The sequence below is a fragment of the Acinetobacter sp. WC-743 genome (assembly GCF_000335555.1).
GTDB lineage: Bacteria > Pseudomonadota > Gammaproteobacteria > Pseudomonadales > Moraxellaceae > Acinetobacter > Acinetobacter bereziniae.
In genome coordinates this window covers 77,908-98,556 of sequence record NZ_AMFQ01000013.1, presented here as the reverse complement: position 1 = coordinate 98,556, position 20,649 = coordinate 77,908, and the positions used below count along the sequence as shown (strand labels likewise).

The 20,649-nt window shown below is 38.1% G+C and carries 19 protein-coding genes, 1 tRNA gene and 1 CRISPR repeat array; of the genes, 8 read left to right on the top strand and 12 right to left on the bottom strand.

Annotated elements, in window-relative coordinates:
- Positions 1 to 38: 38 nt before the first annotated feature.
- Entirely contained in the window at positions 39 to 1,742 is a 1,704-nt protein-coding gene (locus tag ACINWC743_RS02185; RefSeq protein ID WP_009584181.1) for a M61 family metallopeptidase, read from the bottom strand.
- 178 nt (positions 1,743 to 1,920) lie between these two features.
- Between ACINWC743_RS02185 and ACINWC743_RS02180 the strand changes: the two genes are divergently transcribed.
- The 4 genes from ACINWC743_RS02180 (at position 1,921) to phrB (ending at position 6,768) form a co-directional block, all read left to right on the top strand.
- A complete protein-coding gene (locus ACINWC743_RS02180) occupies positions 1,921 to 3,189 on the top strand; it encodes a D-alanyl-D-alanine carboxypeptidase PBP6B (protein WP_009584140.1) in 1,269 nt (422 codons plus the stop codon).
- A gap of 125 nt (positions 3,190 to 3,314) precedes the next feature.
- Positions 3,315 to 4,601, top strand: a complete 1,287-nt coding sequence (locus ACINWC743_RS02175; protein WP_009584158.1) for an NAD(P)/FAD-dependent oxidoreductase — start codon at positions 3,315 to 3,317, stop codon at positions 4,599 to 4,601.
- Positions 4,602 to 4,744: 143 nt separating this feature from the next.
- Positions 4,745 to 5,227 (top strand): FKBP-type peptidyl-prolyl cis-trans isomerase, encoded by a 483-nt coding sequence (locus ACINWC743_RS02170; RefSeq protein ID WP_004829245.1) that lies wholly within the window; start codon positions 4,745 to 4,747, stop codon positions 5,225 to 5,227.
- A 110-nt stretch (positions 5,228 to 5,337) separates the two neighbouring features.
- Complete coding sequence (gene phrB / locus ACINWC743_RS02165) at positions 5,338 to 6,768, top strand: deoxyribodipyrimidine photo-lyase (RefSeq protein ID WP_009584231.1); 1,431 nt, start codon at positions 5,338 to 5,340, stop codon at positions 6,766 to 6,768.
- Positions 6,769 to 6,801: 33 nt separating this feature from the next.
- On the opposite strand, the gene ACINWC743_RS02160 is transcribed toward phrB, so the two are convergent.
- A complete protein-coding gene (locus tag ACINWC743_RS02160; protein ID WP_009584186.1) occupies positions 6,802 to 7,284 on the bottom strand; it encodes a hypothetical protein in 483 nt (160 codons plus the stop codon).
- 246 nt (positions 7,285 to 7,530) lie between these two features.
- On the opposite strand from ACINWC743_RS02160, the gene ACINWC743_RS02155 reads away from it, so the two are divergent.
- Positions 7,531 to 7,606, top strand: a tRNA-Asn gene (locus ACINWC743_RS02155).
- 103 nt (positions 7,607 to 7,709) lie between these two features.
- Positions 7,710 to 9,300: direct repeats of the CRISPR family, unit length 28 nt; unit sequence TTTCTAAGCTACCTATGCGGTAGTGAAC.
- A gap of 470 nt (positions 9,301 to 9,770) precedes the next feature.
- Here ACINWC743_RS02155 and ACINWC743_RS02150 read toward each other — a convergent pair.
- The gene (locus ACINWC743_RS02150; RefSeq protein ID WP_080971986.1) at positions 9,771 to 10,658 is read right to left on the bottom strand and encodes a LysR family transcriptional regulator; all 888 of its coding nucleotides are present in this window, start codon (positions 10,656 to 10,658) and stop codon (positions 9,771 to 9,773) included.
- Between the two features lie 191 nt (positions 10,659 to 10,849).
- On the opposite strand from ACINWC743_RS02150, the gene ACINWC743_RS02145 reads away from it, so the two are divergent.
- Genes ACINWC743_RS02145 through ACINWC743_RS02135 form a run of 3 tightly spaced genes read left to right on the top strand, consistent with a single transcriptional unit; the run spans position 10,850 to position 12,931 of the window.
- A complete protein-coding gene (locus tag ACINWC743_RS02145; protein WP_009584161.1) occupies positions 10,850 to 11,293 on the top strand; it encodes a RidA family protein in 444 nt (147 codons plus the stop codon).
- Between the two features lie 10 nt (positions 11,294 to 11,303).
- On the top strand, positions 11,304 to 11,945 hold the full coding sequence (locus ACINWC743_RS02140; protein WP_009584229.1) for a hypothetical protein: 642 nt from the start codon (positions 11,304 to 11,306) through the stop codon (positions 11,943 to 11,945).
- Positions 11,942 to 12,931, top strand: coding sequence for an aldo/keto reductase (locus tag ACINWC743_RS02135; RefSeq protein ID WP_009584122.1), 990 nt, complete (start codon positions 11,942 to 11,944; stop codon positions 12,929 to 12,931). The genes ACINWC743_RS02140 and ACINWC743_RS02135 overlap by 4 nt, the downstream gene beginning before the upstream one ends.
- A 79-nt stretch (positions 12,932 to 13,010) precedes the next feature.
- On the opposite strand, the gene ACINWC743_RS02130 is transcribed toward ACINWC743_RS02135, so the two are convergent.
- From ACINWC743_RS02130 to lepA, 9 genes are all read right to left on the bottom strand, one after another.
- Positions 13,011 to 13,667, bottom strand: a complete 657-nt coding sequence (locus tag ACINWC743_RS02130) for a tRNA-(ms[2]io[6]A)-hydroxylase (protein WP_009584207.1) — start codon at positions 13,665 to 13,667, stop codon at positions 13,011 to 13,013.
- Between the two features lie 34 nt (positions 13,668 to 13,701).
- Complete coding sequence (gene pdxJ, locus ACINWC743_RS02125) at positions 13,702 to 14,427, bottom strand: pyridoxine 5'-phosphate synthase (RefSeq protein WP_009584148.1); 726 nt, start codon at positions 14,425 to 14,427, stop codon at positions 13,702 to 13,704.
- A 31-nt stretch (positions 14,428 to 14,458) separates the two neighbouring features.
- Positions 14,459 to 15,178 (bottom strand): DNA repair protein RecO, encoded by a 720-nt coding sequence (recO, locus tag ACINWC743_RS02120; RefSeq protein WP_004829264.1) that lies wholly within the window; start codon positions 15,176 to 15,178, stop codon positions 14,459 to 14,461.
- 11 nt (positions 15,179 to 15,189) lie between these two features.
- A complete protein-coding gene (locus tag ACINWC743_RS02115; RefSeq protein WP_035300043.1) occupies positions 15,190 to 15,381 on the bottom strand; it encodes an NF038104 family lipoprotein in 192 nt (63 codons plus the stop codon).
- 21 nt (positions 15,382 to 15,402) lie between these two features.
- Positions 15,403 to 16,431: a GTPase Era gene (gene era / locus ACINWC743_RS02110; protein ID WP_004829267.1), complete on the bottom strand. Its 1,029-nt coding sequence runs from the start codon at positions 16,429 to 16,431 to the stop codon at positions 15,403 to 15,405.
- A gap of 5 nt (positions 16,432 to 16,436) precedes the next feature.
- Positions 16,437 to 17,129: a ribonuclease III gene (gene rnc / locus ACINWC743_RS02105; protein WP_004829269.1), complete on the bottom strand. Its 693-nt coding sequence runs from the start codon at positions 17,127 to 17,129 to the stop codon at positions 16,437 to 16,439.
- Positions 17,101 to 17,475 (bottom strand): DUF4845 domain-containing protein, encoded by a 375-nt coding sequence (locus ACINWC743_RS02100; protein WP_004829270.1) that lies wholly within the window; start codon positions 17,473 to 17,475, stop codon positions 17,101 to 17,103. The genes rnc and ACINWC743_RS02100 overlap by 29 nt, the downstream gene beginning before the upstream one ends.
- A 319-nt stretch (positions 17,476 to 17,794) precedes the next feature.
- On the bottom strand, positions 17,795 to 18,649 hold the full coding sequence (gene lepB, locus ACINWC743_RS02095; RefSeq protein WP_009584153.1) for a signal peptidase I: 855 nt from the start codon (positions 18,647 to 18,649) through the stop codon (positions 17,795 to 17,797).
- Between the two features lie 21 nt (positions 18,650 to 18,670).
- On the bottom strand, positions 18,671 to 20,488 hold the full coding sequence (gene lepA, locus ACINWC743_RS02090) for a translation elongation factor 4 (protein ID WP_004829275.1): 1,818 nt from the start codon (positions 20,486 to 20,488) through the stop codon (positions 18,671 to 18,673).
- Positions 20,489 to 20,649 lie beyond the last annotated feature (161 nt).

The following is a 20,649-nucleotide window of genomic DNA, read 5'->3' as shown; positions in this document are numbered from 1 at the left end:
ACCGATGTATCAAACATCGGTTTTCGGTTCAAGCCAATTTAAACCTTGAGCCATTTTTCTGCTTTGTCTTGATCTAAAACAGTCAATTCAACGGTAGTTAAATCAATTTCCCCACCTTGAAGCTCGAACTGCATAAATTCATCTCGGCGGAAGGCATACACGGTAAATCTATCTTGTTGTTTGGAATATTGGGATAAAAGTTTTTCTGAGGCTTTTAACCCATCAATCGCAACTATCACATCATTGGCTGAAAGTCCTGCAATCGCACCGGTACCTTCACGTCTCGCCTGTTGAATAAGCACCCCTTCAGGTTTATCCACCAATTTCAGTCCAAATGGCAATGCCTTTTCATTTTTTAAAAGATAACTCAAACCAAATTCAGGGAACAATTGATCCAGTGGCAATTCATCAGTTGTATTGATCAAATGATTAATTTGTTCAATCCAATTGCTGCCTGTCAATTCATTACATAATTCAACAATTGTGCGCTCATTGACTTGAATACCTTTTTGAGTATTTTCATACAAACGGCGCATCAAAGCATCTAGACTAGAGCCACGTAAACGTAATCCCAAATCCAAACTTAGTGCTACTAAACAGCCTTTGTTATAGTAACTGGTTCCAGCATTGTTTGAGTTTTCATCTTGACGATAAAATTTAATCCAAGCATCAAAACTTGATTCAGAAACAGACTGAATAAAACGTCCCGGATTTTGCAAATAACGATCAATTTGTCCTTTCAGCAAACTCAAATATGACGCTTGAGAAATCACGCCACTGCGGTACAAAATCAAATCATCATAATATGAAGTGAAACCTTCGAAAATCCACAATAAAGAGGTGTAACCTTCCTGATCTAAATCATAATTGGCAAAGTTTTCTGGTCGAATAAATTTAACTAACCATGAGTGAAAATACTCATGACTGCAAAGCCCCAAGAATCGTTGATAATCTGTCGATGGTTCCTCAGGCTCGTTCAACTTTGGCAAGTCACTACGTGGAGTAATCAGACTCGTGCTATTTGGGTGTTCTAACCCGCCATAGCTATTGCCCGTTGCCATGGTCATGAACGTATAGTCTTCGAAAGGTGCTGAACCAAACATGCTAATTTCTGTACTACAGATTTTTTCAAGATCTTGCTTCATACGCTCAGCATTCATTGCATGTTGACCAGAAACCACAAACTCATGTGGAATTCCATTCGCCTCGAAGCTAAATCTTGTTTGTTCTGCCAACTCAAATGGTGCATCGATCAGTTGAGCATAATGATCGGCTTTTAAGGTAAAACGACCTTTCACCAAACTCTTCGATACTAAACCCGTCGCAAGTTGAAAATGCTTTAACTCCTCGGGTAAAAACACTTCAACTTCAATCGCAGAATCTTGTTGATCTTGAAGCCCTAAACATACACAAGCTGGATTCACATACAAACGGCTTTGATCAACATATGCACCTCGCACTGAAAGATCATAGGCATAAACATCGTACTCAACCGTAATCAGTTCATGATCTGTGTTATATAAACGCCATTTATTTTTTTCAAATTTATTTATTTTAAGTTGACGACCAGCTTCATCATAAGCTTTAACCGATTCGATATGCTTTGAAAATTCGCGAATTAAATAACTTCCTGGAATCCATGTCGGCAGTGACAACACTTGAGTTGGATTCGCAAGAAAGCGCAATGTGACATGGATGAGGTGTTGACGATAATCGTCAAATTCAATCTGATAATGCAACATAAATATATATTCGAAAATAGACAGTGAGAAATTACCAATTAGATTAGCATTTTTTTACAAAGTCGGGCGATTTTAGTCGAAATTGTCTGCAATTCTTACTAGCGTAGAATGCAAAAAAGGCATAGCATTCGCACAGTTTGTCTACTCTTGCCATTGGATTGGCTTAAAGGTAAATCTGTTGAAAATTCTTGCTTCTTTTATTGCAATAACGGGCTTGGTTTGTTCCACGTTTGTTAATGCCACTCTCTTAAATATTAACCCGCAATCTGTTGAAGCTGAAGCTTGGACAATATTAGATACGCAATCAGGTCAGACCATTGCGGAATATAATAGTCATGTTCAGCGTGCACCTGCATCCATGACCAAGATGATGGTGGCATATATTGCCTTAAAAGAAATAAAAGCAGGTCATCTTAAAAAAGAAGAGATTATTACCGCGACACCTGTGGTTCAAGTCGTACAGTGGGATGAATCTCAGATGTACCTGAAACAAGGTGAGCAGATCTCGATTGATCAACTTCTTGCTGGACTGATTGTCATGTCTGCCAATGATGCAGCAGTGACTTTGGCAGAGCGCATCTCTGGTAGCGTACCCGCATTTGTTGCGCGTATGAACCAAGAAGCACAAGCTTTGGGAATGAAAGATACTCATTTTGCCAATCCACCAGGGATCACCATGCCAGATCATTTTTCTTCTGCGCATGACATGGCGATCTTGGGTCAAGCTGTAACCTCACAAACTCCTGAATATATGCATTATTCAGTCATGCCAAGTTTCAGTTATAACCAACATTTTCATCATGCAACCAATCTTGTTTTAAAAACAGACCCAAGTGTTGATGGTTTAAAAACAGGTTTTACCAAAGCTGCTGGTTATAATTTGGCTTTAACAGCACACCGCCCTTCTGCTATTGCTGAGTCTCCTGACCGTCGTTTAATTGTTGTGGTCATGGGTGCTAAAAGTGCCGTTAAACGTGCTGAAATTGCCCATAAGCTGTTAAATTTGGGCTATGCCTATACACGAGACGAAGTAGCAATCAAAGACAAACAATTAATTGCTGAACTCCCTGTGGTCAAGTCCACATTAAAAATGTTTAAAGTTGAGGCAAGAAAGCCTCAGTTGGTTACCACCTCACTTTATAACGATGTAAATCCAATTGATCTAAACACCTTTGATGTAGTCAATAGCCGTGTCATGAAAACTGATAGCAATGGATTATTAACAGCTGTGGAACCTTTGACAACAACACAAACGCGTTTAAATGTTCAACTGAATGAAACATCATTGACCGCACCTTTAGAAAAAATCATGCATTTGGCTAAAGTGAATGTTTATCAAGACAATCAACTTATCCAAAGCTTCGACATTGAAGATGAGGTTCATATTGAACAAGCCTCTTGGTTCGAACGTTTAATGGAGTGGATCAAGTCAATTTTTGGGATTTAATAAAACCAACTAATTTACTTAGATTTATTGTAATTATGTAACCTGTAATACAAAAAAAACCTAAATAATTAAATAGGATGGCATATTTAAGCCATCCTTTTTTATAACAACTATTTAGGTTTTTTATGTCTAATCTACATCATATTGTGGTTGTTGGTGGTGGTGCTGGTGGTTTAGAGCTGGTGACACAACTGGGTGATACGCTTGGTAAAAGTAAGAAAGCCAAAATCACCCTTGTCGACCAAAAACTTACCCATATTTGGAAGCCGCTACTCCACGAAATCGCTGCAGGAACCATGAATCCAAGCGATGAAGAAACCAATTACTATGCACATGCCGCTAAACATCATTATGAGTTTGTTTTAGGGCGGTTTGAACAGCTCGATCGTGGGCATAAAACCATTGAGCTAAGTAAAACGCAAATCAGCAAGTATGAATCCAACCAAGAAAAAATAGTGCTCAGTTATGATACTTTGATTCTTGCTGTTGGTTCTGTTTCCAATGATTTTAATACACCGGGCGTTAAAGAGTTTTGTCACTATTTGGATAGCCGACAACAAGCGGAAATTTTCCAACAAGACTTGCTCCACTTGTACTTAGACGCACAAAATAAAAATATTGATCGTGAACTGCATATTGCTGTCATTGGTGCGGGTGCAACAGGTGTTGAACTTTCCGCAGAGCTGGTTCAAGCCAAACAAAACTTTTATAAATACGGCTTGAATAAAATCAATCCTAACAATGTCAAAATCACCTTGGTTGAAGGTGCTGACCGTATCTTGCCTGCACTGTCTGAAAAAATGGCTGAACATGCAACTCAGCAATTAAAACGCATGAAAATTGATGTCTTAACTGGAAAGCGTGTTGAAAAAGTCGATGCTGAAACGGTTTATTTCAATGATGGTACATCTGTAGAAGCACAATTAAAAGTCTGGGCGGCGGGTATCAAAACACCTAAAGTAATTGCAAACCTAGAAGGTTTTGAAAAAGACCGCATGGGTCGTTTGAAAGTATATGCAACCTTACAAACCCAAGCAGATCCAAATATCTTTGCTTTTGGAGATTGCGCACACTGTATCTTAGATGCACGTGAAGCCCCGCTTGGTCCACGTGCACAAGTAGCAAGTCAACAAGCCGCTTTTCTGGTAGATGCTATGCATGCACGTATCAAAGGACGCCAACAGCCGATGTTCCAATTTGCAGACAAAGGTTCACTGGTCTCTCTAAGTGAAAATAAAGCTGTGGGTGAATTGTTGGGTCAAGTCAATGTGCAAGGTTTTGTTGCAAAATCAATGTATGTCTCTTTATACCGTATCCATCAAGCCACCATTTATGGTTATGCACATGCAGGTCTATTAACAGCCAAAGATTTTGTTACACGAAAAATTGCACCTAAAATTAAATTGCATTGAAATCTAATTTTTAGTCCCAATCTATGAAAAAATGGTCAAAATACAGCTGAAAATGCAATTTTTTATTAAATTTAGTCTACAAAAATTGCTTTTCACTTTATGATGTAGCCTTAAAATTATCGATTACCGAATGGATCAATAACATGACTGCTATTGCAAATAACAACGTGGTTTCTTTCCACTATACGTTAACTAACGCTGAGGGTGAAACTCTTGATAAATCTCAAGGTGAACCACTTGCATATTTACATGGCGCAGGTAACATCATTCCTGGTTTAGAAAAAGCTTTAGAAGGTAAAACTGTAGGTGACAAATTTACAGTAACTATCCCTGCTGCTGAAGGTTATGGTGAATACAATCCTGACCTCGTTCAAGAAGTTCCTGCTCAAATGTTCCAAGGCGTTGAAAACATTGAAGCGGGTATGCAGTTCCAAGCTCAAACTGATGATGGCGTTCAAATCGTTACAGTTAAAGCAGTTGAAGGCGAAAACGTAATCGTTGATGCTAACTTCCCATTGGCTGGTCAAGATCTTACTTTTGAAGTAGAAATCGTAGAAGTACGTGACGCTTCTCCTGAAGAATTAGAACACGGTCATGTACATGGCGCAGGTGGTCATCACCACTAAGATCTGTTTCATCTGATCTGAAAAGGCAAAGTTTTTACTTTGCCTTTTTTATATGTATCGCGTTAAAGTGATTTGCATCATGTATCAATAAAACGATTTGTGAAAATTTTATGCAAAAACAACTCATTTGGTTTAGACAAGATTTACGTATCCATGACCACGCCGCCCTTTGGCATGCTCGCCAGTCAGGCACGGTGATCGCACTGGTTGTACTTTCACCTCAACAATGGCAAAAACATAATGATGCACCGATTAAAATCGACTTCTATCTACGTCAAATTGAGGCACTGCAACACGCCCTAACGAAGCTAAATATTCCGCTGATCATTCAAACCATTCCATTGTGGGAAAATATAGCAAAAGAAGTCACTCAACTCTGTCAAAAATTAAATATTGAAAATATTCATGCCAATATTGAGTGTGGCGTCAATGAGTTAAATAGAGATTTTGACGTTCAAAGGCGTTTAAATAAAAATGGACATGATCTAATTTTATATCATGATCGTACATTGTTTCCTGTAGGCTCGATCCGTAATAAATCAAATCAACCCTATCAAGTCTTTGGCGCATTTAAAAAATATTGTTATGAACAACTGAGTATTTCAGTACCTCAGTGTTATCCTGCCCCTGAAATTCAATCTTTGGATATGAGTATTTACAAAGATGATTTAAATCCGCTTCCAACAATAAAAACTCTCGGATTTGAATGCATAGAGAAAAATACCAAAACGCAATGGCAAGTAGGCGAAGCACATGCATGGCATCTTTTAGATGAATTTTTAGACAATCATATTGAAAATTATCAAGTACATCGAGATTTTCCAAATCTTGAAGCCACCAGTCAACTCTCCGCATATTTAAATATTGGCATCATTTCGATTCGACAGTGTTTAAATGCTTTATTTAGAGCGCAACACGGTCAATTTACGATTGAAAATATAGGTCAACAAACATGGATGGACGAGTTGCTTTGGCGAGAGTTTTATCAACATATACTGTTTGATTTTCCTCGTGTATCAAAGCACTTACCATTTAAAGAAACAACAGAAAAATTAGCATGGCGTGATGCGCCTGAGGATCTAATCGCTTGGCAAATGGGGCAGACAGGCATCCCGATTGTTGATGCTGGGATGCGCCAATTACTACAAACAGGTTGGATGCATAACCGTGTACGAATGATTGTTGCCATGTTCCTGAGCAAAAATCTTTTGATTGATTGGCGATTAGGAGAACAATGGTTTATGCAACATTTGATTGATGGCGACTTGGCTGCAAATAATGGTGGTTGGCAATGGTGCGCTTCAACAGGCACAGATTCAGTTCCCTATTTCCGTATTTTCAATCCAGTCAGCCAATCACAAAAGTTTGATGCTGAAGGTGAATATATCCGAAAATGGGTACCCGAACTTGCTGATTTGGATGCAAAAACCATTCACGAACCTTATGCCAAAAATTCAGAAATACAACTGAATTATCCTCAACCTATTGTTGATTTAAAACAAAGTCGCATCCGCGCAATTGAAGCTTTTAAGCAGATTTAAAATACTCAACTTAAAAGCTTCTCAAATTGTGGATTAGATGGCTTGACCAAAAGTTTTAAATTGATGGTTTGGATAATTTTTTGGACGTTCAATCGATTCAAAATAACAGTAATATTTAAAAATACTGTTTAAAGAGACATACAGTACTTTCTGTTCAGAAACAGACCAGACTTGTGCATGGTTTGAACCTGATAAAGTACTGCCACTTAATTGAAATAAATATAAATCCTGTATTCTTTGGATCTGTTTTTGAGTGGGTTCAGCAGTTAAATCAGATGAATCTAATGTCGATGAATTCAGTAATAATCTGCATGTTGAATTAATCAGCCACTTTTCACTAAACCACAGTTGTAACAAATCGCCTAAGTACAGTTTTTTCTCAGAAAAAGGCCAAACATCTAAATATGCTTGCTCAACTTCAATATGATATTGTTCAGGATTTTGCAGGATAGAAAGGTAGTTTTCTTGATAAAAAGAAAATTTTTCAAAAATTTGAGAAATAGTTAGCGTCGTCATCGCGCTGTCTCCTATTTAGCCATTTTAGTGCTGGCAAGTTGGTTAAATCCACACGGTTTAAGTCAAACTTAAACGCTCTTTATGTTTTTAATCTAACAAGTCAGCTCTCGCTTTGCAACCACTCAAATCCATTTTTTTAATTTTGATCTTATTTGTTTAAATAAAAAGCATACAAGTCAAAAATGAAGAAAAGATGACATCAAAGGCTTGACCACTCGTGATATATCCTTATAATCGCATGCAGATTCTCCAATAGCTCAGTCGGTAGAGCGACGGACTGTTAATCCGCAGGTCCCTGGTTCGAGCCCAGGTTGGAGAGCCAAATTCTAAAAGCCCACTTGATTCAAGTGGGCTTTTTTATTGCTATAAAATAAACAATTTATACCACTATAAATTTTTAAAATCATCAGAGAGGTTTAACAATTTTTCTAGGCTACCTATGCGGTAGTGAACATTTGGGGTAATAGAATTTTTTATATACTATATTTCTAAGCTACCTATGCGGTAGTGAACTTCTGTGTCAATTTCTCTCGGCTCATGCTCCATTTCTAAGCTACCTATGCGGTAGTGAACTTGCCAATGTGATAGCGACATGCTTGGTTGTATTTCTAAGCTACCTATGCGGTAGTGAACGATAGTGCAACGATCTCTAGCCTACCTGTTGATTTCTAAGCTACCTATGCGGTAGTGAACATTGGAATTATCTAATTCGTTGGGACTGGCAATTTCTAAGCTACCTATGCGGTAGTGAACAATCTGGATTTATTGCGATCTATACCGTTCAATTTCTAAGCTACCTATGCGGTAGTGAACTCAATTAAGTACAAGGTCCACCCCCGCACAATTTTCTAAGCTACCTATGCGGTAGTGAACTGTCTGATATTCGTCTTATTAACTGGACTGTCTTTCTAAGCTACCTATGCGGTAGTGAACAATAAAACTGACCCTGACACTGGAACACAAACATTTCTAAGCTACCTATGCGGTAGTGAACGTCGACCGTACCACACCGCATGGGTGCGTTGATTTCTAAGCTACCTATGCGGTAGTGAACTCAATTCTTTCGGCACAAAAACAAACCCTTCATTTCTAAGCTACCTATGCGGTAGTGAACCAAACAGGAATTAACTGGTCCAATACAGCTAATTTCTAAGCTACCTATGCGGTAGTGAACAGGATATTAGTTTAACTTTACGATCTCAGGGCTTTCTAAGCTACCTATGCGGTAGTGAACACTCAGATAGACCGAAGATTCTAACCCGTCACTTTCTAAGCTACCTATGCGGTAGTGAACCGTTAATCGAATGGGGGCGTTTAATCGGGGTTTTTCTAAGCTACCTATGCGGTAGTGAACCGGATAACGTTCGCGAGGTGATGATTTCAAGCTTTCTAAGCTACCTATGCGGTAGTGAACTTCACCGTAGCCAACGAGTTCAACCATACTGTTTTCTAAGCTACCTATGCGGTAGTGAACCGTTGCTATTTGTCTCGGGGTTTTCATTGGTTTTTCTAAGCTACCTATGCGGTAGTGAACGGAGACTGACCCCCGACATCTGTCCACGCTGCTTTCTAAGCTACCTATGCGGTAGTGAACTTGGGAAATTTTATTAAGCCGTATTAATTAAGATTTCTAAGCTACCTATGCGGTAGTGAACGGTTTCATTGTTATACCCACGTTTCATGTTTCTTTCTAAGCTACCTATGCGGTAGTGAACTCACGACATTTGTAATCGACATCGAGCTGGATTTTCTAAGCTACCTATGCGGTAGTGAACGCGAATTCACACCTGAGAACGGAATGAATAAATTTCTAAGCTACCTATGCGGTAGTGAACAAGTTAATTTCGTACATCTTAACCTTTTAAAAATTTCTAAGCTACCTATGCGGTAGTGAACCTCAAAATTCATCTAAATTATTTTTAACTAAATTTCTAAGCTACCTATGCGGTAGTGAACTAAAGAATTCAAACTCGCATTCACACGGTACTTTTCTAAGCTACCTATGCGGTAGTGAACTATAATTTTAGATCAAAAAATAAAGTGGTAACAGTAAGTTAAACCTAAAAATCATCAAATGACCCAAGTTTTTACTTACCAATATAACTTATTGATTTTATTCAGTTGTTAAAGAGTAAAAAAATATTGGGTTAAAATATTTGAATAATCGTAATTCTATTAAAAGCATATTTCCCAAAATTGTTCCCTTTTGCCTCATCAGCAACAAGTTATAGCAGTATATAATACAAACTCTAATAGATTCACTCCTTAGAATCATACGACATACCTCATATAAAATAATTTATTTATCAATCAAATATTTAAAATTTAATTTATCTAGCAAACGATAATACATACTTCCTTTGCAACTCAATAAACTGCTAAAAAAGATCATTTTTATATGATGTTAAAGTTCAATAAAACTTGTGCTATAACGTAAATTTCATCAAAAATAGTGCTTATTGTTTTTATAAGAATAAAATTTTGAATTATGTATGATTCCAAGTCTGTTTCTGGAAAAAAATATCTAACTCTTCAATGATAACTTTGACTCTTGCAGGCATGACTTTTTGAGCATGCCAAACAGCATAGACATCTCTGATTGGCAATTGCCATTCAGGTAAAACCTGTTTGAGTCTTCCAGTCTTCAAAGCATCTTCACATTGGGTAAATGGAACATAGCATAAGCCCAAGCCACGTTCTGCAAGACTGACACATAGACTGATTTCATTCACTTTTAAACGACTAGTTTGAATTTTAAATTGATAATTTTGTTGTTGGTACCGTAGTTCAATTTGTTCTAAAGGATAAGCCAATAACCAGTCTTGTTGCGCTAAATCTTCTGGCGTCTGAATATCATGCTGATTTAAATAGTCTTGAGAAGCCACGATACAGGTTTTAATACTGGCTAATCGTTTTTGAATATATACACTATTGGGCATTTTACCGACACGCAAAGCTAAATCTGCGCCTTGAGTCATTAAATCATCAAGTACATTGTCTAATTGCAATTCAAGTTCAATCTCTGGATAGCGTTTTAGAAAAGTATTCCAAAATTCTTGCAAAGGAAAAATCGCAAGATTCATCGGCGCCAAAATTTTAATACGACCCTTAACTTGAGTTGTTTCTTCTTTTATTTCATGTGTATTTTGCAATAACGCGCTCAGTAAAGGCTGACAACGCTCGTAATAACGTTGCCCTTCTTGAGTTAACTGTATTCCTCGGCTGTTTCGATGTAATAACTTACAGCCCAAGCTTTCTTCTAATTTTTTTAAACGACGGGTCAATGTAGCAGCGGGAATATTTTGTTGTTCAGATGCCATATTCAAGCTTCCAGCTCTGACTATCGCTATAAATAAACTCAAATCATCTAACATTTCATTTTTGGAATTTATAACCACTAATAATCATCATTCTATAAAAAATGAAATCGAAGCACAATCAAATGAGCTTTTTAAATAGGTTGACTAATATGCGTTACCGCTACTTTGCTTTTCCATTTTTCTTCGTTTTGCTCTTTATCAGCAATTTAAGTTACGCACACAATAACAATTCACATGAGGTAAATATGTACCAACAAACAACGACTTCAAGCAATTCAATCCTCCATGCAATCAATCCGATCCATTTGAATATTCCTAATGTTTCACAAGCAATCGTCGTGCAACAAGGACAACTCATGTACTTGTCAGGTCATGTACCCATGACTGAACAAGGAGAAATTTTACAGGCAGATCTTGAGGAACAACTTCATTTAGCCTTTCAAAATATTGAAAAAACACTACATCAGGCAGGTATCGGCACTCAACACTTAGTAAAACTGACTATTTATATCCGTGATCTAAAGCCTGATCAGTTGCTCATGATTCGTAAAGTTAGAGACAAATTTATTGATCCGCAATTGCCACCTGCAAGTAGTCTGATCGGAGTTGCACAATTATTTCACCCTGATGTTTTAGTTGAAGTAGAAGCTATTGCTGTTATTCCCGCAAATCTTAACTTAACAATTTAGGAGTCACCCTATGAAATACGCCTTAATTTTTGGCAGTGCTTTATTTACTGCTTCATGCTCTGCAAATGTTACAGCACCGATAAACACCCCCAGTCAGGAAAGTAAAGTATCTCAATTTTTGGCTGAATTTATGCCCACACATTATCAAAAAGTACATGAGCAACCTGTCCCGATTGATGCTCAACAAGTGCAATGGATACGCTTTCAAAAATCACCATCATTTAGATTAGGTGAAGAAAACTTTAGCTATTTATCAGACGCGGCACATAATTTGAAAGGATTTTCTTATTTAGATGCAAGTCTGGTTCATGGAAATTTACCCAGCAAAGTACAGGCACAAAAAATTGCTGATGATTTTTTACAACGTTATGCACCTGATTTACTGCAACATAGAAAAATTCAATGGGTTGATCAGCATGATGAAACTATACAGCTCAATGGAAATAATCAAAAAATTTCAGGCATGAAAGTCAAAATGCGCAATTTAAATGATGGTCGTTGGTTTTGGGTCATAGTTGGAAAAAATCAACATCCAATTATTTTTGAAAGAGATATTGTTTGGATTAACTTTCCTGGACATCGCAAAACAGAAAAATGGCTACACGACTCATGGTTGAAAGATGAACCCTCTTATATAGGTCAAGCAAAATGAAGAATTTAAATCAGACATCACTTGAAATTTCAGCAATGGGCTTAGGATGTATGGGAATGAGTGAATTTTATGGTCAAACAGATGACCAAAATTCACTTAGAATTTTAGAGGAAGCATTTGATTCTGGGATTAATTTTTTTGATACCGCAGATACTTACGGACATGGACACAACGAAAAATTATTAGCACAGTTTATCGCACATTATCGAAATCAACGAGATGCGATAGTGATTGCAACTAAATTTGGAATTGTACGTGATCAAAATCACTATGAACGACGTATCGACAACACGCCAAACTATATTCGCCAAGCTTGTGAAGCATCTTTAACACGTTTAGGCATTGAGCAGATTGATCTATATTATTGTCATCGTCGACAAACTGAAGTCCCAATTGAGGATGTGACAGGGACACTATCAGACTTAATTCGACAAGGCAAAATCAAAAGTTTTGGTTTTTCCGAAATTTCTGCTCAATCGCTCAAAAGAGCAAATGCGGTTGCACCTGTTACAGCAGTACAGAGCGAATATTCACTTTGGTCAAGAGAGCCTGAGCAAGAATTACTCCAAACCTGCCTAGAACTCAATATTGAGTTTGTTGCTTATAGTCCATTAGGACGTGCATTTTTAACGGCTGAATTAAACCCAGCAACAATGGATGCACAAGATTTCAGAAAAAACCTCCCTCGATTACAAGGGGATTCATTCCATAAAAATCAGCTTTTGCTAGAAAAGTTTAGTCAAATATGTGCTTCATGGAAACATAGCAATGCCCAAGTCGCTTTAGCATGGTTAATGGGTAAATTTACTCATGTCACGCCTATTTTTGGAACCCGACAATCACGTTATTTACAAGATGACTTAAAAGCTAATCAGGTCATGTTGAGTGATATACAGATTCAGCAACTAGATCAACTCTTTAGCCCTGAGCACATACAAGGAGATCGCTATCCTCAAGCAGGTTGGGCTGGAATAGAAAAATTTTAAATCAGTGTTTTTATCGTTTTTTTGATTATAAAATCGAAAAGACCAAAATAGTACTTTGGTCTTTTCTACAGATCTCGACTTAAGCACGTCCCTTGAGGGGTACTCCACTATGGAAGCGGAAAGTTTTGTCTGGAGTTAAAATCAACTCTTTTTCCACTTCACGAATCAATTCAATACGTTGTTGAATATCTTCTTCAGGATCTTTTAATTTTGCAGTTTGAGCAACATCTAAAGCCAATGCCAAATAGTCTTCATAGTGGCGTGACTCTGATTTTAGCAAATAACGGTAATAACGCCCAAGCTCATCATCCACCAACGGTGCCAATGCGTAAAAACGCTCACACGACCGAGCTTCAACAAAAGCACCGATGACTAAAATATCAATTAAAGCTTCAGGCTCGTAAGTTCGGATTTCCTTACGTAAACCACCTGCATAACGCCCGGCACTTAATCCCTGCCACGCTTGACCACGTTTTTGCATAAATTCTAAGACTTGCTCATAATGCAACATTTCTTCACGAACAAGCTGTGCCAGTTTCACTTGTAAATCGGTAAAAAAACTGTAGCGAAACATCAAGTTCATTGCTGTTCCTGCTGCTTTCTTTTCACAATTCGCATGATCTTGCATCAGCAATGGGAGATTGTTTAATGCTTCATCCAACCAAGCTTTTGGCGTTTCACAGCCCAAAAAAGCAATCACAGGTTGCATGAGTTCATCATAATTCATATTCGACATGATCAAAATTCAATAAGGTAAATCAAAAGGTAACTTAAGCTGCAGCTTGAATAGCGGCTTTCATGTCTTTTACAGCTTGCGCCAAACCGACAAATACACTTTCGGCAATAATAGAATGCCCAATATTCAATTCATGAATCTGTGGAATAGCAGCAATTGCAGCAACATTGTCCAAATTCAAACCATGACCCGCATTCACCACCAAACCTTGAGCTGCTGCGTATTCCGCACCTTTCACAATACGCTCAAGCTCCGCTTGTTGTTCTGCACCAGATTCAGCATCTGCATATGCACCTGTGTGCAACTCAATCGTTGGCGCACCACAGGCAATAGCTGCATCAATTTGCGCAAAGTCAGGATCAATAAATAATGAAACATCACAGCCAATTGCGGTGAGTGCTTGTGTTGCCGCTTTGACATCTGCAAAATGTCCAACAACATCCAAACCACCTTCAGTGGTCACTTCTTGGCGCTTTTCAGGCACAAAACAAACATGATGCGGTTTGATCTCTGTTGCAAATGCAACCATTTCATCAGTTACAGCAATCTCTAAATTCATTCTGGTTTTCAATACTGGTCGCATACGGCGTACATCATCATCTTGAATATGACGACGATCTTCACGCAAGTGTAAAGTAATGCCTTCCGCCCCTGCTTGTTCACAGATCAATGCTGCTTTCACAGGATCAGGATAAGTTGTTCCACGTGCTTGTCTTAGTGTTGCAACATGATCAATGTTTACACCTAGCAATGCAGCCATAACATTTTCCTAATTAACCAATAAAGTGAAATTAACGGCTCAAAGATTTAGATTGAGCGTTTTGAACCCAAAGCTGACGACTTTTTAATGGTCGATCACCCAAAAGCGATGTAATCATTTGTCGGTAGAGCTTGGACAATAATTGTAACTGTTCTGGACTAAAATCCCTACCTTTTTCATAGCTTGCCATACTCAAAATTTGTTGTCCGAGCAAAGTGGCTGAAGAAGTATGTGATACAGGAGTAAAGCCTTCTGATAATTGGAACTGATAACGTTGTGCGGGAATAATCATCTGCTGATTTGAATCATGTTCATAATCCAATGGAAAACCTAACTCTTCCAGAAGCGCATGTTCAAACAGACGTAAAATTTGTCGAAGAAATAAATCTGCCTGTGTATGTTCAGCTAATTTCTGCAAATGTTGCAATGTCATATGATATTGCTGAAAAGTTTCAGGCATCATTTCTTCAAGTGGACAAAGCCTAAGAATGATCTCATTGAGGTAGAAACCTGAAAAAAAGGCATCTCCATAAAAGAAAATCGGCTGATTTAAAATTTCCAGTTTAGAAAAGTTTTTAAGCTCAGATTTTCCTGAAGCTTGCAAGGTAATCGGTTGATATTGAGGAGGTGGAGTTTGTCGAAGAATACCATCGACACGACCATGCTCTTGCGTAAACAAGTGCACAATATGACTACGTTCGCGGTATTTTCGATGATGGATTAAATAACCATGCAAGATTTCATTGCGCATCTTGCTTTATCTTAATCATCCTTTTCTTTTTTCTTGTCTTCATCGTCATCCCCATCAGGAATAACAGCCCCCACAACAGCCGCAGTCCCTTTGACTACGCCTTTTGTGGTTTTATAAGCAACTTTGACTGGAACCGTCACAATTTTAGTAATACAGCCTTGTAGGATTATGACGCATGCAAGAATGGAAATAACTCGGATCATGACAGTTCCCAACAAAATGACTTAAATATCGCTATAGCCTAGACTTTTTAAAGCACGTTCGTCATCAGACCAACCACCTTTAACTTTGACCCAAAGCGTTAACATGATTTTTTGCTCAAACATTTTTTCCATGTCGATACGAGCATCCATACCAATTTTTTTCAGCTTAGCACCTTTTTCACCAATCACGATGGCTTTCTGACCAGGGCGATCAACAAAAATTGTAGCATCAATGTATGTACATGCAGCTTTAGGACGACCAGTCTTTTCATTGATCGTTGCTTCTTCTGTTTTAAAGGATTCAATTTGAACTGTTAAATCATAAGGAAGTTCTTCACCTAACTGACGCATAATTTTCTCACGAATAATTTCGCTCGCAAGAAAGCGTTCAGAACGGTCAGTCAACTGATCCAATGAGTACAATGGCGGTTGGAAAGGTAGATATTTTTCAATCGCATCACGCAAATGATCCAAGTTTGCACCGCGCAATGCAGACACTGGAACAATTTCAGCAAAATTCATTAACTTTGCACGTTCTTGAATCAACGGCAACACCATGCGCTTATTTTCTAAGGTATCAATCTTGTTGATGATGAGAACCACTGGCATTTCTGCGTTTTTAAGTTTCTCTAAAACCAACTCATCGTTCTGAGTCCATTTTTGGGCATCAAGCACAAATAAAACCAGATTGACATCACGTAAAGCAGAGTGTGCAGCTTTGTTCATCATTTTATTGATGGCACGCACTTCTTTTTTATGCATACCCGGAGTATCCACAAAAACTGCCTGCGACTTTTCACGGCTATCAATACCAATGATTTTATGGCGAGTGGTTTGCGGTTTACGTGAAGTAATCGATAACTTTTGACCCAATAAATGATTCATCAAAGTGGATTTACCCACATTTGGACGTCCCACGATTGCGACAAAACCACTGCGATAATCCGAAGGAATTTCAGTGCCTTGTGAACTAAAAAATTGATTAATTAAATCATTGCCGTTTTCAGACGACTCGTGATCAGCATCATTGTGATCGGAATGTGTATTCATGCAGTTTACTGCTCCAATAGCTTTAAAAAATCCGCCGCGACTGCCTGTTCTGCAAAACGGCGACTCGATCCCTCACCCATCATTTTAGGTAAGCCATCTATAGTACATTCTACTTTAAAATGTTGATTGGGTGCATCACCTTGAATATCCACCACCTCATAAACAGGGAGATGTTTTTTACGGGCTTGTAAATACTCTTGTAAGCGTGACTTCGGGTCTTTTAACTGATCTGTAGGTTCGATATGATCCAAATAAGGTTCATACCATTTCAGAACAATGGATTCCAACAAAGGTAAATCTTGACTTTCTGTATAAATCGCCCCAATGATCGCTTCAACAGTATCTGCCAATATTGACTCACGATGATGACCGCCAGATTTCAATTCACCTGTACTTAAAATTAAACTTTGACTTAATTTTAAGTCATTGGCAATTTTACCCAACGCTTCTTGACGCACTAAAGTTGCACGCATACGGGTTAAACGCCCTTCATTTTCATGCGGATAGGCATTATATAAGTAATTTGCGATGATCATCCCCAACAATGAGTCACCCAGAAACTCTAGACGCTCATAGTTGTGTTTGTGACTCACCGAACGATGAGTCAGCGCGAGTTGTAATAACTCGGGTTGTTTAAACTGGTAACCGATTCTACTTTGTAAGCGAAGATCACTTACTTTCAACTGACCTTTGATCAAAACTCTTCTCGAAAGTGAGGACTAAATCAATATTCAGCATGAAATTTTTCCGTACTTCATATTTTTTAGTCACTTGTAAACCATCTTTAGTTGAAACAGTCGCAATATCTTCGAATTTAGTGTCTCGGATATTGTTCATTTCTAACCTTTTGTCAACTTCTGTTGCAAATTTCAATGGTGTGATTTCAGCAGAGCTATTTTTGATTTGCTCTACAATTTGACCGTTAATCACACGATCATCCCAGTATAATGGCCATACAGCTACTATGATTTTCAACATAAAAGCTAAAGCAATTATCCCCAATAAAATTCCAATATATGAAGCGCCTTGTTGATTTTTACGCATTTTTTTATCCAACAGGTAAGAATAAATAATCCCTAATGACAATTAAAAAATCAGTAAACGCCAAGATCAAACCATTTGATTTAAGCAGATTCATCATTTTCAATTGGCTATAAACTTCTTATACACTGGAAAACAATACTGTGATAAAAAATTTATCGCCACTATTATCCTTTAAACGACGTCAAGTTGCTAGTTCAAATCATTTGTTCTGTTTTATTTTTCTTATAAATCAATATAACTTCATAGTTTTAACAGATAAAAAAGAAAGGTCAATAAACATTGACCTTTCTTTATTTCTAACACTTGCTGCAACTCGGTTTTATTGAATTGCTCCATTACGGCTAAATGATGGAATTTTTAGACCTGGCTCTTTATGCATCCAAACATAAATTGCATGTCCTGTTAAATTCTCTTCAGGTACAAATCCCCAAAAACGACTGTCGGCACTTTGGTCACGGTTATCGCCCATCGCAAAATATTGACCTTTAGGTACAGTCACTTCCCAACTTTGACCATTTGACTTCACAAAGCGATCATTTGCAGTCGCTACATAAGGTAAGTCTTGTTTGTTCTGTGCATAATTGAATGCAGCAACAAGCGGGTTTTGACCTTCCAATAAACGAACTAAATGCTTATGGGTACCCATTGTTTCATAGTAGTAAATCGATTTTGGGGTATCTAAAATATCTTTTTCACGACTAAATTCAGCTGGAACTTGCTCTACATTTTTGCCATTAATCGTCAACTGACCTTGATTAAATTCAATATGGTCACCCGGTAATCCAATAATACGCTTGATATAGCTAATTTTTGGATTTTCTGGATAACGGAATACAGCAACATCACCACGTTGTGGTTCACCAATATCCAGAATCTTGGTATTGGTAATTGGTAAACGTACGCCATACTGAAACTTATTGACCAAAATATAATCTCCTGTCTCTAGGGTCGGAACCATAGAGTCAGAAGGAATATTGAATGGCTCAAAGAAGAAAGAGCGTAAAACAAGAACAACCGCTAGAACAGGCCAGAAATCATATGCCCATGAAATAACGACATTTTCATTCCCCTTTCCTTTTGTTGCACGTTGTTTCAGTACAAACTTATCAAGTAACCACAGCGCAAAAAATACCAGCGTTACAGGAACGAGAATTAAATTAAAATCAAAATCCATGACCAATCAGACCTCTAGTTTTTATCTTTCTACTTTTAACACAGCAAGGAACGCTTCTTGTGGGATTTCAACACTACCCACCTGCTTCATACGTTTCTTACCTTCTTTTTGTTTAGATAACAATTTCTTCTTACGAGAAACGTCACCACCATAACATTTAGCCAATACGTTTTTACGCATCGCTTTTACCGTTGAACGCGCAATGATTTGCGCACCAATTGCGGCTTGAATCGCAACATCAAACATTTGACGTGGAATCAAATCCTTCATTTTTTCAACTAAAGCAATACCGCGGTGACGTGCATCATTACGATGACAAATCATTGCTAAAGCATCAACCTTATCACCATTAATTAATACATCAACCTTAACCAGAGATGAACTTTCAAAACGGACAAAGTTATAATCTAAAGAGGCAAACCCACGTGAGCATGATTTCAATTTATCAAAGAAATCCATGACCACTTCAGCCATCGGAATTTCAAAGCTAATCGATACTTGATTACCCAAGAACTTCATATCTTTTTGTACACCACGACGCTCAATGCACAGCGTCATTACATTGCCCAAATATTCTTGAGGAACAAGGATATGACATTCTGCAATGGGTTCACGTAAATCTTCTACAGTTGAACCGTCTGGCATTTTAGATGGGCTGTCGATATAAATCGTTTGACCATTTTTCATCAATGCTTCATAGATCACTGTTGGTGCAGAACTGATCAGATCTAAATCATACTCACGTTCTAAACGTTCCTGTACGATTTCCATGTGCAACATGCCTAAGAAGCCACAGCGGAAACCAAAACCAAGCGCATCTGAACTTTCAGGTTCAAAGAATAATGCAGAGTCATTGATTTGCAGTTTGTGTAAGGCTTCACGGAATGGTTCGAAATCGCTGGCATCAATTGGGAACAAGCCCGCATAGACCTGTGGTTTGACCTTTTTAAAGCCCGGTAAAGTTTCAACTTCTGGTGTTGTTGCAAGTGTAATCGTATCACCTACTGGCGCACCAAAAATATCTTTGATCCCCGCAATCACAAAACCAACTTCACCAGCCTCTAAAATGCCTGTTTCTGTATGTTTTGGATTGAAAATACCCACTGAGGTAATGATATGCGACTGACCTGTTGATTTCATCAACATCTTATCGCCTTTACGCACACGACCTTGTTTGATTCGAACCAAAGAAACCACGCCCAAATAGTTATCAAACCATGAGTCAATAATCAGTGCTTGGAGCGGTGCATCACGATCACCTTGAGGTGCAGGAATAATATCAACCAACGTTTCTAAAACTGACTCAACACCTAAACCTGTTTTTGCTGAACAAGTCGGTGCATGTGTTGCTTCAATTCCAATAATTTCTTCAATTTCATGGATTACACGTTCAGGTTCAGCTTGAGGCAAGTCAATTTTATTCAAAATTGGCAGTACTTCTAAACCTTGTTCAATGGCGGTATAACAGTTGGCAACTGATTGTGCTTCTACACCTTGTGCAGCATCGACCACCAATAAAGCACCCTCACAGGCAGCCAATGAGCGAGAAACTTCATAAGAGAAGTCAACGTGTCCCGGAGTATCAATAAAGTTTAACTGGTATTCTTGACCATTTGGGTGTGTGTAATACAATGTTACCGAAGCCGCTTTAATGGTAATTCCACGCTCACGCTCAAGCTCCATAGAGTCTAAAACCTGAGCCTGCATTTCACGATCTTGTAATCCACCACACATTTGGATAAATCGGTCAGCAAGAGTCGACTTTCCGTGGTCGATGTGAGCGATAATAGAAAAATTGCGTATGTTATTGATATTAACAGACTTCTTAGCTACTGCCATAAACTACTCTAAAAATATGTCCACCATCATGTACTCAATATCAAAAGTACTTATGGCGTGCAAAAAATGAAATTTCCCAATTGCTGCACAGTATAAGCAGATCAATGTTAAAAATATAGTAAGGCTTTGAGAAAAACTATCTCTCCGATAGGGTGTATGTA